General features: G+C 30.5%; 13 protein-coding genes and 1 CRISPR repeat array. Of the genes, 4 read left to right on the forward strand and 9 right to left on the reverse strand.

Annotation, left to right across the window (positions count from 1 at the left end):
- Positions 1-12 precede the first annotated feature (12 nt).
- Positions 13-577: direct repeats of the CRISPR family, unit length 36 nt; unit sequence GTTTCATTTATACCTAAAATTACAGAGTACTAAAAC.
- 174 nt (positions 578-751) lie between these two features.
- The 7 genes from KM149_RS07470 to nucI form a co-directional block, all read right to left on the reverse strand.
- Complete coding sequence (locus KM149_RS07470) at positions 752-1,762, reverse strand: hypothetical protein (protein ID WP_214972252.1); 1,011 nt, start codon at positions 1,760-1,762, stop codon at positions 752-754.
- 12 nt (positions 1,763-1,774) lie between these two features.
- Complete coding sequence (cas2, locus tag KM149_RS07475; protein WP_281060240.1) at positions 1,775-2,098, reverse strand: CRISPR-associated endonuclease Cas2; 324 nt, start codon at positions 2,096-2,098, stop codon at positions 1,775-1,777.
- The gene (cas1, locus tag KM149_RS07480; RefSeq protein ID WP_241415270.1) at positions 2,088-2,990 is read right to left on the reverse strand and encodes a type II CRISPR-associated endonuclease Cas1; all 903 of its coding nucleotides are present in this window, start codon (positions 2,988-2,990) and stop codon (positions 2,088-2,090) included. The genes cas2 and cas1 overlap by 11 nt, the downstream gene beginning before the upstream one ends.
- The gene (gene cas9 / locus KM149_RS07485; RefSeq protein ID WP_241415271.1) at positions 2,990-6,166 is read right to left on the reverse strand and encodes a type II CRISPR RNA-guided endonuclease Cas9; all 3,177 of its coding nucleotides are present in this window, start codon (positions 6,164-6,166) and stop codon (positions 2,990-2,992) included. Before cas9 ends, cas1 begins: the two co-directional genes overlap by 1 nt.
- A 558-nt stretch (positions 6,167-6,724) precedes the next feature.
- A complete protein-coding gene (locus KM149_RS07490; protein WP_241415272.1) occupies positions 6,725-8,098 on the reverse strand; it encodes an APC family permease in 1,374 nt (457 codons plus the stop codon).
- A gap of 2 nt (positions 8,099-8,100) precedes the next feature.
- Positions 8,101-8,829, reverse strand: coding sequence for a gamma-glutamyl-gamma-aminobutyrate hydrolase family protein (locus tag KM149_RS07495; protein ID WP_241415273.1), 729 nt, complete (start codon positions 8,827-8,829; stop codon positions 8,101-8,103).
- 280 nt (positions 8,830-9,109) lie between these two features.
- Complete coding sequence (gene nucI, locus KM149_RS07500) at positions 9,110-9,619, reverse strand: thermonuclease NucI (protein WP_016424977.1); 510 nt, start codon at positions 9,617-9,619, stop codon at positions 9,110-9,112.
- 136 nt (positions 9,620-9,755) lie between these two features.
- Between nucI and KM149_RS07505 the strand changes: the two genes are divergently transcribed.
- From KM149_RS07505 to KM149_RS07520, 4 genes are all read left to right on the forward strand, one after another.
- Complete coding sequence (locus tag KM149_RS07505; RefSeq protein ID WP_103356722.1) at positions 9,756-9,962, forward strand: hypothetical protein; 207 nt, start codon at positions 9,756-9,758, stop codon at positions 9,960-9,962.
- Positions 9,963-10,759: 797 nt separating this feature from the next.
- Positions 10,760-11,458, forward strand: coding sequence for a trypsin-like serine peptidase (locus KM149_RS07510; RefSeq protein WP_165544953.1), 699 nt, complete (start codon positions 10,760-10,762; stop codon positions 11,456-11,458).
- A gap of 439 nt (positions 11,459-11,897) precedes the next feature.
- Positions 11,898-12,161 (forward strand): hypothetical protein, encoded by a 264-nt coding sequence (locus tag KM149_RS07515; RefSeq protein ID WP_060829982.1) that lies wholly within the window; start codon positions 11,898-11,900, stop codon positions 12,159-12,161.
- Positions 12,162-13,024: 863 nt separating this feature from the next.
- Entirely contained in the window at positions 13,025-13,996 is a 972-nt protein-coding gene (locus tag KM149_RS07520; RefSeq protein WP_214970470.1) for a thermonuclease family protein, read from the forward strand.
- Positions 13,997-14,186: 190 nt separating this feature from the next.
- On the opposite strand, the gene KM149_RS07525 is transcribed toward KM149_RS07520, so the two are convergent.
- Entirely contained in the window at positions 14,187-15,467 is a 1,281-nt protein-coding gene (locus tag KM149_RS07525) for an MFS transporter (protein WP_060829984.1), read from the reverse strand.
- 31 nt (positions 15,468-15,498) lie between these two features.
- Positions 15,499-16,245 (reverse strand): glycerophosphodiester phosphodiesterase family protein, encoded by a 747-nt coding sequence (locus KM149_RS07530; RefSeq protein WP_214970452.1) that lies wholly within the window; start codon positions 16,243-16,245, stop codon positions 15,499-15,501.
- Positions 16,246-16,985 lie beyond the last annotated feature (740 nt).

Below are 16,985 nucleotides of genomic sequence, written 5' to 3' on the forward strand. Positions count from 1 at the left end.
ACATTAAACTGTGTTTCATTCATACCTAAAATTACAGAGTACTAAAACGCCAATTTGTAAATAGTTTAACAGTCGCATGTTTCATTTATACCTAAAATTACAGAGTACTAAAACTTAAATAACGGTTGGCGTTTACGTAACACTAGTTTCATTTATACCTAAAATTACAGAGTACTAAAACGTAAACCCTGCATCAATTTTTCCCGTTTCAGTTTCATTTATACCTAAAATTACAGAGTACTAAAACATATGTACAATATGAATGTGAGTATTTTAAGTTTCATTTATACCTAAAATTACAGAGTACTAAAACCATCTTGTCCGTCTTTAAAACGAACGATTAGTTTCATTTATACCTAAAATTACAGAGTACTAAAACTAAGAACTCTTATATATTCTTCGCTCAATGGTTTCATTTATACCTAAAATTACAGAGTACTAAAACACGCGCGTTATCCAGTCTATAGTGCTTCAGGTTTCATTTATACCTAAAATTACAGAGTACTAAAACGTTTCTCTTCTTCCGTTAAATCATAGATCTGTTTCATTTATACCTAAAATTACAGAGTACTAAAACCTCTAGCTATAATTATAGCTTATTTTTATGATTATTATAAGCAAGTTTATGCTAGACATTTTTAAATTTTCGTTTAATTTTGTTTAAAATAATCTAGAAGCGCTTGATTAATCGATTGATTTACAAGTCAATTGACCAAGCGCTAGAACCTTTCCCTTTAATAGGCGTTTAGATTTATTTATTAAACTTCAAATCATACATTCTGATATATTTCGCTACAGCAATCGGTAAATTATCATAATGGATATCCAATTCAAAATCTTGTTTTGCATGTTTAAGGTATCTTACGACAACATAGATATCTATTGGCTCAAACACAATGATATCAGCTAAATTATAATTTGAAATCTTCGGAGTTAATTCAATGACCTCTTGATATAATTGAATAATTTTTTCTAAGCTACGTTTAATTTCATGCTTTTCAAAATTAAGTGGTGCATCCCACACCAAGTGATCAATAAACTCTGCTGTCAATAATTGCTTTTCATTTCTAATATAATTCATATGCGCTAAATCATGAGCTATAAAATGTTTAGACCCTGTTAATACAATTATTGGAACCCCTAATCCCTCTAAAATATTTCTAAATCGAATTTGTTCTTTCGGACTTAGATTAGATTCGGGATAGCAATAAATCAATAATGTTTTATTATTAGATTGATAATTTAACTCTTCAACAATTAAAGGTATGAGTGATTCTAATCTGACAATTAAGCGACTATATTCATGATCTAAATCATATGCAAACTCTATATTTTTAATAAAGGATTTTATATCAAATCGCTTTGTTTTTAAGGGTAAATCGCTTTTAACAAGGTTTAACAAATCTTCTAATAAAACGTTAATAGAGTTCAAATAGCTCTCTCGTTCATATTGTTCTGATAAAAGCCGATTGATTTTTTTAGTTATTAAAGCATTGGCAGACAAAGTATGTTCCTTATTAATTTCTTCATGACTTAACATGTAACATTGATAAAGAGTGTAAGGCAATTGTTCTTGGTTGATTCTTTCATAAATGCTTACTTCATCCTTATTTGAATGGCGCTTTTGAAAATAATCACATATGATATTTAATATGTCTTCTTCCTTAGTCTCAAATTCATTGTATATTGATGTGTACATCCCAATGTTCATTTCAGTCTTTGGGATAAGCGTACTTTTTATCTCCCAAATCATATTGTTCATTATAATTATCCTTTAAAATATTATTGTTCGATTATCACCGAGTAAAGCTATGTTTTGATCTTCCTTACCTAACAAAATTTGCATTTTTTCGTATTGTTTCTCGGTTATAATTAAAGATCTTACATGGCCGTCTTGAGGTAAAAATTGTTTTACTTGTAAAACTGAAAAATCTGCAGCATCTTTATTGGCAACACTTTTAATATAAACTGAATATTGCATCATCAAAAAACCATTTTCAAGTAACCTTTTTCTAAATTTACTATAAATTCGCCTCTGCTTTTTCGTCTCAACTGGTAAGTCAAACATAATCATGACTCTCATAAACCTATAGCTCATAGAAAGTAAATTGCTTAATATCTGGAAATTTAAGCAATTGTTTTTGACCTTCTCTAAAATAATCAATGATAGATTGTATCATGATTTCAATAGCGCGTATAACTGTTTGCATCTTACCATCTATAAGCACTCTAGCATGTAACAAATTCACAAGCTTTAATCGATATGCTTTTGTCAAAAAATCTTCAGGCGGATGTTTGAATAAGAATAAATCTACTAAAGGTCTAAAGGGTTCAATAAAGTCTGATGCGAGATTAAAATGATTTCTTCCACCTATATGGTGAATACCTAACGCGGGAATGAGCCCTTTTGCTACGATAGTTCTTGCAATAGCTGCATTCAAAATCGTGTATCCATAATTAAGAACTGCATTCTCTAATGAATTGTCATCGTCACGTCTGAATTCTTCAAAAAAGCTATTAAAATAATATTTTGCAGCTTGTCCTTCAATATTGTGTTCATCTTTTAATTGAACAACATCTCTCAATTCATGCATTTTACGTATCCTAGCTTCGTGTATATTATTATGTTCCATGCACGTAATTTGATTCAATATTTTTTGCTTCACTATTTGCTTCCATAGTTCTTCTTTACTTAATTCATCCCACGACAATTGCGCTTTCATTTGTGCATACTGACTGAAATGACCAGAAATAGGTTGTAATACACATTCTGGCAAATGCTTTTGATTGCAAAAAATTACTAAAATATTATAATCAGATAATTCAACTAATAATCTAGCTGTTACCGTAACAGTCAAATCTTCAATGACAACCGCAAAAATATCACTCAGAGGTACTTTAATCTCCTGGTCTCCCTTAGCAACTTTCAAGCTATTCAATGATAAAGATAACTTAGTGACATCACTCGCATAAACGATACGCCAAGACATTATAAGACACGTCTTTTAAAGATAAGTTGTGGACTTTTTGAAGGTTTAACTTTAAATTGATTACCTAAAATGTCAGTTGAATATTTTTCAATCTTTTCAGTTTTTTTAGTTATTGTTTTAAAAATACGTGGTGTTTTTTTAATTCCCATCAGGTCACAATAGTCTTTATAATTAATATCAACCATATTTAATTCCACTACATTTCTTGTAGAATTGTTTACTCCAATTACTCTGAACAGTTCATCGTTAATAGAAATCAAGTCATTATAATAAAAACTACCAATAAATTGAGCATCACTTGGTACTTTATATCTTTCTTTCAATGCTTGATATTCATTTTTTAATATTTGATAATGCTTCTCTTTTTTCTTTATATCCATATAAGTTAAAGTAAGCATATGATAGCCTGCTTTTGAGTGAAAAACATCGAAGCGAAAAGGCTTAATAGAGAGCTGTACGACCTTTCTTTTTGCGCCCGAAAAATTTGTGCTTATATCTAGATGAGTCCCTACTTTTTTTCCAATATACTTTAATCTTTTAATAGTGGGTCCTTTTTCATTTTTGGCATATTTAGTAAGGTATTCACCATTTTCTTCATAATACTTAGCAAATGGATTTTTCTCTTCTCCATATTGTTTAATCACTAGCATTAATTTTTCAAAAGTTTGAGGATCATGTTGATACATAAGTAACTTCTCAGGCGTTTTTAAAAATAAATCTTTAATTTTAGTATTATCTTTGGCATATATATCTTTAACAGTTTGAACAATATAATGGTTTTCATTCACTTCTCGTGTAGAATACAAACTATCATTAATCAATTGTCTATTTGGTTTCTTATCTACTCGATGTGAATATTTAAAATCTTTATAATCTTTAATATCTTGGACTTGCTTAGGAATTTCAAACATTTTGCGATAGTCTTGTTCAGTTAGTAAATTCTTAGAACCTTTATTTTTATTTAAACTTAAATTATTATTTTCTAAGATAGCATTAGCTTCTTTAAGTTCTTTAGACTGTTTGAATAAATAACTTACATTGGCAATAATTAACGCATCTTCCGCATGATGTTTAAAACCTTTATTTCGAGATTTATCAAACTTCCAAGCTTTTCGCAAATAGTTTGTAAAACTTCCATTAATCGTTTTAACTTTAACGTCTAAATCATTAGCACTAAAGTAAGATTTCAATAATTGTACTAACTCTCTTGTTGCATAGCGTGTATCTACCAAATTACGATTAATAAACTCTTTTTGAATTTCAAATTTATTAATATCACGTTCTTCTAACAAATACTCTCTCTTTTTCTTAGATATTCTCTCCTTAGATTTACTTAGGTTGAGTATGTGTTGCTTAAATTGCACGTATGATAAAGCGCTTTCATTAGAATTCAAATACTGATAAGGTGTACGGTTTCCTTTCTTACTATTTTCTTCTTGCTTTACTAGAACTTTATTATTAAAAGAGTTATCAAACGAAACTGATCTCGGAATAATATGATCGATTTCATAATGTGATGGATTTCTAAGTAAATCATCTAATGGAATATTTTGTAAAGAATATAAACATTTTCCTTCTTGCATTTGATGCAATTTTATTTTTTCAACTAAGCCTTTCGCATTGCGATTTCCGTATTCTCGAATTACTTCTTCTACTTGTTTTCTTGTATTCTCATTTTCTTTTTGTATACGGTTAAGAAACTTTCTTCGATCTTCACTATTTTTTTCTCGAGCTAATTCAATAATAACCTCTTCTGGCAATCCGTACTTTTTAATTATTGTATTTACGATTTCAATTGATTGAATAAAAGACCGTTTTACGACAGGTGACAAAATGAACTCTTCAACCATGTTCTTAGGAATTTGCTTCTGTTTAGAAAGCTGATATTTTTGAGGCTTAAGATTTAGAGCAGTAAATACTTCCATTTGATTTCGAGATGTCTGCCACATTTCCTCGATTAATAGATGTAAACACTTTAACGATAAACGATGTGTCCCCGTATAACCATTCAAATGAGCAATTGCTTCTTTCTCAGACTCTGTTAATAAATCCTGCAGTTGATCCAAGGCTTCTTTAATACTTAAAGGATCTTGATAAAGCGTTAAAATAAATGCAATTTCATCTAATAATTCAATATTTTCTAAGTTTTTCTTATCCAAAAATATTTTATTTAAATCATGATACAACTTAAATGATGTAAATTGCGGCTTTCCATTTTTGGTGATTCTGTATCCTTTAATATCAGATTCTTTAACATCTATTTCTTTAGCAATTTGTTTTAATGTTGGTGTTTTCTTTTGTTTGAAAACATTTTCAATAATATGATACTTTTCGAAATATTCTAACTTTTCATTTTCATCTCTTGCGATTACTAAATTATTCAAATCATTTAGTGCGTTAAATAAATCTGCTGTATATGCGTACTTAACACTTCTTAATTCCTCTGGAAAGTAAGTACATCTTCCCATTAACATTTCATACCATTGTTTCAAATCGCCCTCCCAACCGTATTGACTACCTTTGCCCGGGCCTTCATAGTATTCTCTTCTCGTTTCTAATAAATGTGTGTACTGTTCTATAAAATGTTCATCAATGTCATGGTATTTTTGTTGGGTTGTTAATATTTGTCTTGCTTCTCTTACAAAATCCTCAGTTTTAAATCTGTTACGTTCGCCTCTTACTTTATACTGTTCATTTAACCTATCTAATTGAAGTTCACAAACATATCGATTTTCTAATTGCTTTGCATTTTCTTTTAATTGCTCTTTTGTCGATAGTTCATTAGCGCTTTCATTCTCGTCCATCACAACATTTACATTATGTATCCCTCTTCTTTTAGCCAAATGTAATAATGCAATAACTAGTTCACTTTTAGATAATGGTGATGATAATCCCTTGACCCTGATTGCGTATGGGTTTGTACTCTTAGGAATCTTGTCATCAATGATTAAATGGTATTGTGCTAGTAAATTTTTAACTCGATCTAATCTATGAATTCTTCTTCGTTTTAAACGTCTTGAACCCCTTTTAGCTCTTCTACCCTCATTATTTTCAACATTTGCTTCAGGAAATAATCTCACACCCGCATCAATCACTGATTTTGAATCACTATGAATTAAACCGTATCCAACTGATGCGATACCAACATCTAAACCGAGAATATAACTATTTTTCAAATTTTTATCCTCCTTTTATTTTATTTATTACATTATAATACACTTTAAAACGAAAAAAAATCCCACTAATAAATTAGTGGGATAAACACGACATTTTGTCTTGTTTTAGTAGATTCTGTAATTTTAGGTATAAATACAATATATATTGTGATTTTATATTACACGATTTCAGAAATTTATGCAAGTCTTTTTATTACTAAAAAATCATATAGAATAAGTTGATCTTCATATCTTTTGATGATACGGCTAGATGAAACAAAATAAATAAACAAATAAAATTTATCAGCTTATCAAAATGCTTTATTTAATTTATTATCTATCAGTGATTTTACTTTGGATATGTGCACTCTTAAAAATTTCTATTGGATCTTAACTAATTACCTATTTAAAGCAGCTTAATTAGATAAAAATTTATTCAAAAAACAAATGTAAGTATCATGCTTTTGGGTTAGACTATGACAGCCCTTCTTCCTTATTAAAAACTTGCTCCCTAACGTTTGGAGAGAACAAGTTTTATAATTGATTATCAGTTTTAATTAAATCGTTTCAATAGAATTTTCATTCTTTTATGTCACTTTGTTGATATCTCATTTTGTTAAGTATAAATAAAATAGCTGGTAACACAATATAACCAATGAACATAGCTGTAATTGCGAAATAGTTCAAAGTGGTATGCTGGCCTTCAACGATTGAAAACTGCCCTTTCCAATTGAATTTAACTAATAATATGATTGTAAATAAAAATGAAATGGTAGGAAGTATCACATCTGTAAAGACATTTTTCTTAACGTTTTCTAATACTGTCCCTTTATTTTTATTGTAATAAAATACAATCACCCCTATTGGAACGACTAAAAATTGAATAAAACGTGAGATTGAACTTAACACAATAATACTTGTCATATTATATTGAAACGCCATAGGAATAATAATAGCAATTAAAAAAGTAACGATAAAGGCATTAAACGGAAAATCATATTTTGTACGTTTTTTAAACCATGAGGAAATTTGTTGTTGATTCGCAATGGCTTCAATGATTCTTGGTGTAGAAAATGAAGCAGCTACGTTAATTCCAAACATGGATATAAGTGCACCATATAAGATGATATTTTGGATGATTGGTGAGTGAAAAACAGCTACTAAGGAAACAACTTGCTTTGTTTCAATTAACGCTTGTGGGTTCAATGCCATTGTAACTAAAATAATCCCTAAATAAACAGTAGCAATCGAAAGAATAGCTAATGGGATAGCGCGTGGTAAATTTTTCTCTGGATTTTTCATATCTTCAGATCCACTCGCTACACTTTCGAAGCCCGTAAAAGCATAAAATGCAGCAACAATCGCCAAAACAAAAGTTGTGGTATCGATTTTAGAAGTGTCGACGATATGCGTAACTTCCGAAAAACGAACTTCACCGGTTGTTACAATTACAACAATACCAGCTACAATTGTTGTAACGAGTGCGAGTAATTTACCAATCGTTGATAAATTATTAATAATCTCAAAGAGTTTATTCCCTGTAATATTAATTAATAGTAGTGTTACCATTAATATTAAAAAGCCAATTGTAATTAGTGTGGTGTTTGTATTGTCACCCCCGAATATTGTGATGACTGTTTTCACAACTGCTGTAGACATAACTCCCCATGCGATACATGCCGCTATGAAGCGTGTAATACCTACATAGAAACCAATATTGTCGCCAAAAGCCGCAGTTGCATAAGCATACGCCGCACCACTTTTATTTACATATTTTGAAGCAGCGGCAAATGTTACTGCCAATATAGAAGCAAATATAGCTGCTAATATATAGACATAAGGCGTGTATGACCCGGCAATGGATATGACTGCACCTGGAGATAAGAAGATCCCTGATCCGATAATTGAGTTAATTGCTAATAAGACGATTGACCAAAATCCTAATTTCTTCATTTTTAACCACTTTCTTTCGCATTTTTAATAAAATCTATAAATAACTTATCCATTGCTTTTTCTCGCCATAACATTTCAGGATGCCACTGCACCCCCACTAAATAAGGGTAGTTCTGAGCTTCGATACATTCAATCACACCGTCACTTGAACGAGCAGTACCTTTGAAGTCCGGTGCAATATCTTTAATTAATTGATGGTGAAATGAATTCACAAAAATCTCTCGTTCTTCAAACACCCGAGCTAAATGACATTGCTCTAATATTTGGATACGATGTGTTTTTTCAGTCGGATTCACACCTTGCCAATGTCTTAAAGTTTCGCGTTCACGATAAGAAACATCTTGGTACAATGTACCACCATGGTATACATTGATCAGTTGAGCCCCTCTACAAATACCTAAAATAGGAATGCCACGTTTTTTCGCTTGTTCTAATACCGTATATTCAAATAAATCGCGCTTTAATAACGTTTCTCCTATTAAGTTTCTCGGATCTTCTCCATACAAATGAGGACTGACATCATAACCACCACTTAAAATCAGACCATCTAATTGTTCGACCTGTTTTACGATTGCATTTTTATCTGAATGTATAGGAAGTACAACTGGCACACCTGCATGCTTAGTAACAGAATAAACATAATCTTGGTTGATATAGCAACGTTCGTACCCAGGAAACATACCGTCTTTATCACGTAAAATATTGGCGGTAATTCCTATTATAGCTACCATATACATCCCTCCATTACAATTGAGTTATTTTAATTATAATGTGGGTGTCGATTTTGTCAATAAAACTTTCTGATTTTTCTGACTTTTTAAGTCAGATATTTCATTTTTTATCAATAACCGTTCAATGTGTAAGTGTTTATAAAACAAAAAGCTGAAGTTATCACAGTATAAACTCAATCTGTAGATAACTCAGCTTATTTGTCAATTTGCACATGAAAAATTAAAATATTCCGCTCGTCTTGTGATTTAAAAATCGGCCTCACATGAGCAATTTATCCAATTACGCTTCACTCCAAATGTTGAGCTTTTTCTTTTGTGCTTCTTTTTGTGCTTGTTCGATTTGAGGACGATATTTATAGTTTGGTGAATAGAATTTTGCTCGTGCTAATCCTTCTTTTGCAAGTCTGACATTAAACATTTTATCGCCTACCCAAACATAAGCAAGTGTACGTCCATATCTGTCTTTCGGCGCGCGATCATATTCTAAAGTGACACGTTTACCTGTAAGATGCTTCTTCGTAAAATCAGATGCTTCTTTACCATAAGGTTGAACTGGCGTATTAGGTTTAACCGTTTCAGGGGTATCAACACCAATCATACGCACACGTTCTTCTTTTCCATCTTTATTGACTATAATGGTATCGCCGTCGATGACACGTGTAACTATGTAAGAGTCACCTTTTGTACTGCCTTCCGTCGTTTTAAACGGTCCTTGTCCATTTACATATTGTAATGTTAAGACAAAGATTGCTACTACAACAATTAATAAACCAGATGTAAATTTCTTCATTATTTCCTCCTTATTATTTATAAATTAATACTTTTATATTATTATATTTATATATAATTCTCCATAAGTTTTCTTGCCCTAATTGTGACTTTTTATCTACAAATGCTATAATGTTGACATTAGGAGTGAAAAAAATATGAAAACATTTAAAAATAATTATCTATCTTTAGTGATTATCATTGTAGCCATTTTAATCGGCTTCTTTTTACAACATAAATTCAACCTTCCACTATTTGCTGGTGCATTCATCGGTGTCTTCCTCGGCATGCTAGGTGGTTTTATCACACAAATTTTAATGCCTAAAGATCAAAATCATGACGCTGACCAAAAACATCGTCAGTAAATACAATGATAATCCATAAAAAGTTCACTTAAACTATAACTGAACACACATATGTATAAATCATAAGAAAAGACTACACTTTTAAACGCACAAATGATACAACTCAATCTTTAACAGATTCTCCACTCACAGCCAGTCTGTGCAGTGGATTTTTTTGAAATCGTACAATAATTTTGGAAATACGTTTTTAATTTATAAACCCTTGATAGCAAATCATTATCTGTCACAAATCATTCTATATTACAATTGTAATATAAAATTCTTTTATTAATGAAATAATGGTCTAGAAATACTTGTTGAAAAAGTGTTTCTTTATCGAATAATAGAGGTGTCATTGACCCATGCCCATAGTCTTGTTTATGCTTAGTTTTTTGACCTCCAATGCGTTATTAATTTTATTTATTTCCATATCACTTAATAACCAAATTGACTTTCAATTTATGATTGATATTAAAAAAAATAAGCATTTAGAAAAATATAACCGCCTATTTTTTATTACGGGTATTGTTTTACTAATCTTTTCTATGTATATGTTGTTACAATTTTTACAACAGTTATAGCAAAATCCAATTGAATCAGTAGCCTTTGTTGTCATAGAGAAATTCCAAATTCGAACCTTTACGTTCAATGTGAGTTTCTCTATTTTGTTTATTTAATCCAATAGATTTTTAGTGACGATATAATGAATTTAACACAAAATTTAATCAAACTCTAAAATATCTTAAATACATCTTATCATTTTTATATTTAATGGTAAAATTATATACAAAGATTTCTAAAAAAAATAGGAGGTAATTATGAAATTAAAACCATACACGCTTATACTGTTTTCAGCTTTATGTTTACAAGGCTTGAGCACTGATGAGTCATACGCATCTGAAGATAAAAGAGAGTTAGTGACTGATATATTTAATACAAGTAAAAGTCTTGAAACTGCTAAATATGAAGGGGCAGATACACATCATTGTACAGCTATTATGATTTCACCAAAAGTAGGATTAACAGCTGCACATTGTAAAGATGGTGGTTTTGAGCAAAATAAATCACTAGGTACTATCTATCCAGGTTCATCAGGCTTGTCTACGAACGCCGGAAACATGACCATTTCAACATTTAATCCATACGACGGTGCAGATATCGCCTTAATAAAAGGAGAAAATCCTTCAACAGCCTACACACATTATATGAGAAATGTCGATATTGATGTAAAAGGTTTTAACCTTAGTGATTTAGAAGGTAAAAAAGTTTATTCCATAGGTTACCCTATTGATAAAGGAGGACGTAAACAATATAAAACTGAAGGTGTAATAACTAGTACATACAATAATCAATCTATGATGACGACTCTACAATCGACAGGAGGCCAGTCAGGATCAGGTGTATTTTTAAAAGAAAATGATCAACTCATTGGAATTATTTCTCAAGGTAATTTAAATGGAACTATTGTACAACCAATAAACAGAAGAATATCTGATTGGATATCGATTAAAAAATAAGATATATTAATTTTAAAAATTTTTATAATATAATTTTATTTATGTACATTTATAAATCTGTTTAATGCTCTACGTCATTAATAAAAGAAATACGGCCAAAATAAAGCTATCTATGTAAAGAAATCTATTACAACTAATTGCTGTGATTAAAATGCTAAGTGATGATATATCAAATCAAGAAAATAAATACTGTTTTTGAGATTTAATAAAGATTTGATAATAAATGTATTTTTTGGTATATTACGACTTATAAACAAGTGGATAATTTTACACTCTGAAACTTGTTTACCTCATATTTTTATTTCTAAAATAAACTAAAGTTGTGCTTTATTTTTTGATAGTTTCTCATTCTCAACTTACCTTTTGACACTTCGTTCGTAACAGCAATTCAGTTTTGAGCTTTGTATCATTAAGAATTATTTCAACTAGGAGAGAAAAAATGGGAGAGTTAAACAAAAATGAATTAGAACAATTAGAAAAAAGAATTAATCATAGATTTGATGATTTAGAAAGACACTTACATGCGTTACCGATGCACTTAGAAGATAAGATGAAACTCATTTTTCAAATAGAGAAAGAAATTCTTAGAGGTGAAAGAATAAAAGATCGAGACAAAATTATTAACCGAATCGCTGTTACTTTAACAGTGATTGGTACGATTTTAACGACAATCATCGCTTTATTCACTTTTTTCTGGCGGTAAAAGCAAAGCAAACAGGATAAAGTGATGATATCACATACAAGAGCTTGGTATCTGCTTCTTTTTGCTCATCTTATTCATTAAAGGAAATACGATGAAATCGAATTAAGATTAATCGTATTTCCCTTTTTATGTTTACGATTTTCTTTTCAGGTGTGAACGTAAAATAAGTCCTGTCGATATTATATTCACTTCGATGTTAATGATTGTTAATGTATTTGATTTTTTCTTCATATTGTCATCCCCTTTATACAAATTAATGGCTTACTTCAATTTATTATAACTTTAAATTAACTTTATTTTAAAATTTCATTTTATAACACATAATTGTTTTATAACTACATAATGGCTTAAACTGCTTTTATACACTTGATATCGTGTCATTCTTCGTAAGCTATTGAATCAAAATCTTAATTTAGGCTTATTTTTATATTAAAGCTTTATACAAATTTTACGCATATATGTGCATATCTTTATACTAAAACAGCTTAAAATTCCACTCATTTATTCCTTATTTGAGCAAAATCTTTTAAATCACATAAATGTTTTCGACATATTTATATTTAAATCTTTAATTATATTTATCACTATCGATTTTAATGCTATAATTGTGCTGTTCATTAATATCTAAAAATAATAATTCGTGATGATTTCAGTTCATATTTATAAAATTTGATTTGTAACTGTATGACATCGTCTTACATTTATCATCTTTTGAATAGTTTTCTAACCTTAGATTAACCGGTTGATAGATGAATTAAAGTGATGTTTACTCCTTTTTAATGACACATCATAAGAAGGTTTAACCCAGCATGAATTCAAAATTTAGATACTAGAATAAGATTATAGTAGAAGGAGTCAACCAGATGAAACAACGTCAGTGGTATCAAACGCAATGGTTTACAATTTTAATGCTTATTTTTGTTTTTCCAGTAGGTCTTTTTTTAATGTGGAAATATCAGTCTTGGGGTAAGTGGATTAAAATTATCATTACAGTCGTAGTCTTAATCATATTTATGATTAATTTTCAAAATAATAAACAACCACAAGATTCCCATTCAACAAAGCAAGAAACAACTCAAGAGCATGCGAATAAGGAAGAACACAAAAAACAAACTTCTAAACACAAAGATGAAAAAAATGAAGCAAAAAAAGAAAAAGAAGATAAGGAATCATACGAGCCAGGAACTACAGACCGCATACCTGTTAAGTTAAGTGCAGCGGTAGATGGTGATACCGCGAAATTCGTTTACAATAATAAAACTGAAACATTTAGATTCCTACTTATTGATACACCTGAAACGAAGCACCCTCGTTTAGGCAAACAGCCATTTGGTCAAGAAGCTTCTGATCGGACAGCTGAACTACTTAGAAATGCCAAAAAGATTGAAGTAGAATTTGATGTAGGTCAAAAACAAGATAAGTACCAAAGATATCTGGCATATATTTATGTTGATGGAAAAATGTTAAACGATATTTTAGTTAAAGAAGGCTTAGCGAGAGTCGCTTATGTCTATCCGCCGAATACAAGATATTTATCTGAGTTAGAAGCTTCTCAAGAAAAAGCAAGAGAAGAAAAGTTAGGCATATGGAGTTTGACTTCTGCTTTTGAGGAAGAAAGTCATGAGCAACCTGCTACAACACCAGCACCTGCTAAAAATGACAACACAGCACAACCTGCACCTCAACAATCACAAACAGAACCAGCTCAAAGCACTCAATCATTTGCCAATTGTACACAGTTACGTGCGGTTTATCCAAACGGCGTTCCTCAAGGACATCCTGCATACCAACCAAAATTAGACAGGGATAACGATAATTTTGCTTGTGAACGCTAACTTAGTATCCTAATTTTTAGCTTATCAAAAAGTTATATAAAATTATTATCACGTCAAAAAATAACTAGCTTTAGTTTATTTATTTATACATTAAAAGCAGTTGTGAAAGATTTAATATCTAACACAACTGCTTTTATTTTCAATCTATTATTTTAAATTCTCGCCACTTCTCTTCTGTCATCATTAAAATCTATGCAGGAGATTTGCGGTTTAAAAAGAGTAACAGTAAAGTACATAAACTGCCTAAAAATGAGACGATAATGCCAATTTCAAATATCATACGATATGCTGTAACAACATTATCTTGATGCGCATCAAGGAGCTTACCATTCATCGTATAAACCCAGAAAATAGGCGCATATGCTGCGAACGAACCTACACTCATTGCTGATCCAGCATATTTTTTAGGAATATCAAACTCAGCAATAGGCGCTAATATTACACTTTTAGCTAAAAACGTTGACACTGAAAATACAATTAAAAGTGCCATGCTGATAAAGAGATTTCCTTCGATAAATACAACACCTAGTAAAACGAATGATGATAAAATAAGCGCTGAGAAAATCATTTTCGAAGATGACTTAAATACATAGTCTGATATTAAACCAGCAGAAACACCCATAATGACGCCCATAAGTCCTGTATTAAAGATTCCGAAAAGTGCAGTTTGTGTTGTTGAAAGTTCATAAGTTTTTTGTAAATACGGCACGCTATAAATTAAAATGATATAACCCCAATAAATCGACATCGCACTCATTGATGCCAACCATACTTTAGGCTGTAACAGTACATAGAATAAACCTTTAAGTGCTTCAGCTGATTTATTAAGATGCATCTCTTCTGTTTTTTCTTCATCAATTGCAGCAATTCCATTTTTTGGCACGTATTTGATAATTAATAGAATTAAAGGAATAATCAATAAATTATATGCGAGCATGCCTCCTTTAAATACAACAATCCCACTGATTAAAGACATGATTCCAACAATAATTAAATTCATAATCATTTCTTCAGCACGTCGAATCGATTCTAATAATCCAAAACCCATACCTCGATTACTTTGGTTCGTGAATAACATAACACCGTTAAGTACAGCTGGCCAAAAAAATGAGTCCACAATACCCCAAATAATCGCAATTACTTTTAACATTTGAAAAGTAGGGCTGAAGAAAATGATCACTGAAATGGTTATAAAGCGAATTACCAATCCAACAATTAAAATAGATTTCACCGAAAAACGGTTATTAATCCAACCCGCAGGAATGTAAAAGAATATAGAAATACCAATGAGCCCAAATATCGCTCCTAGCTCTGCATTACTTACTTGTAAGACATCGAGTAATAAATTATAAAATGTCCCTTTGAATGCTTCGAAACTTGAGTAAATCAACTGCCCTGCTGTCACAACAGTTAAAAATCCAATAAGCGTCTGTCTATCTTTAAAGTTCAATTTGTCCATAATACGTTTCATATGACGTACCCCTTCCACTTTGTTGTAAAATCTATTGTTGCTGTAAATGAATAAGATCATCAGCATAATCTGTAAATATGCCGTCTACACCCCAATTGATCAGTGTATTTGCACGATCTTTATCATTTACTGTCCATACATTCAATGTATAACCAGAATTTTTAATTTCTGAAACGAGTTCTCGTGTTAAGTTAATATCTTCTAAATGGACAATAGACGAGCCACAATAATCTACTACTGTACGCCAATCATTATAAAACGCACATTTTTCAAATAAAACCGCACGCTTATATTGTGGTATATATTGTTCTGCTAATTTGAGCAAACTAAAGTTAAAACTAGAAATTAATACTTCTAGCGCGTCATCTAATTTCTCAATTTGTGTCTTCATTAATTGCAACATGCGTTCACTTAAATAGGTCCCGTTTGGACCTGTAACCCCTTTAAGCTCGATATTAAGATTTATTTTATAATGATTTGCAAATGCTATAAGCTGCTCAAATGTTAAAATACGTTCATTTGCAAACTCTGGATGAAACCAAGCCCCAGCTGATGCATTCTGAATTGCTTCATAACGCGTTTCACTCACTTCTCCATATGTATTCGTTGTTCGATCTAAGTCATCATCATGAAATATAATTAAAACTTCATCCTTAGTGATAGCGACATCGAGTTCAAGCCATTTCACCCCTTCAATTTTACGAGCTAAATCAAATGCTGCAAAAGTATTTTCAGGTGCTTTACTCGACAATCCTCTATGTGCGAAAATATTCGTCATAATTATCCCCTTTACTAAATTTGAAAATTAAATCTACAAAACTTTGGTATCACTTGCATTATTATTGTACAAAATCATAGCAATTAATAAATTGCGTATTAGATTCGATAATACACCCTATCAATCGTAATTCGACATTATCCACACTTATAAAAATTAAATTAAAAACAATGATTAATCGCTGCCAATAATAATGATACAATGGTTTTATACAATAATTTTTGTAGACCTGTTCATTATTATAAAGCGTTTACATTATACTGACAATATGATATTAATAATTTTTTAATTCATTTTAATGTCTACTGCCACCTTATAGATAGAAAGACGTATTAATCACCTTTACTGTTTACTCACCTTCAAAACGTATTCTGAAAAAGAGTATATTGGCATTATTGCATAAGTAAAAACGCCTCATTCGTTTTAATGCCAGACAACAAGTTAAGTTTTATAAATTTATTATTTATGATATTTTTTAATACTTACAAATGTTTTGTTAGAATATAAATAGTGACAATGCTAAAAATGAATACCTAACTTAACCCGCTTTGAGGGCACACTATATTGAAAAATCTTAATCATGATCACGCTAAAATTCAGAGCGTCGAAATTTATTGCGTTCTACTTTAACAATTGAGTAACGTTATTACGTTTGAATTAAAAAAAAGAGTTATTAAAATAATTGGAATATCACGATTAATGGCAAAGGTATATATGAAGCTGTTACGAATGAGGATACT

Source organism: Staphylococcus coagulans (assembly GCF_022557135.1).
Taxonomy (GTDB): Bacteria; Bacillota; Bacilli; order Staphylococcales; family Staphylococcaceae; genus Staphylococcus; species Staphylococcus coagulans.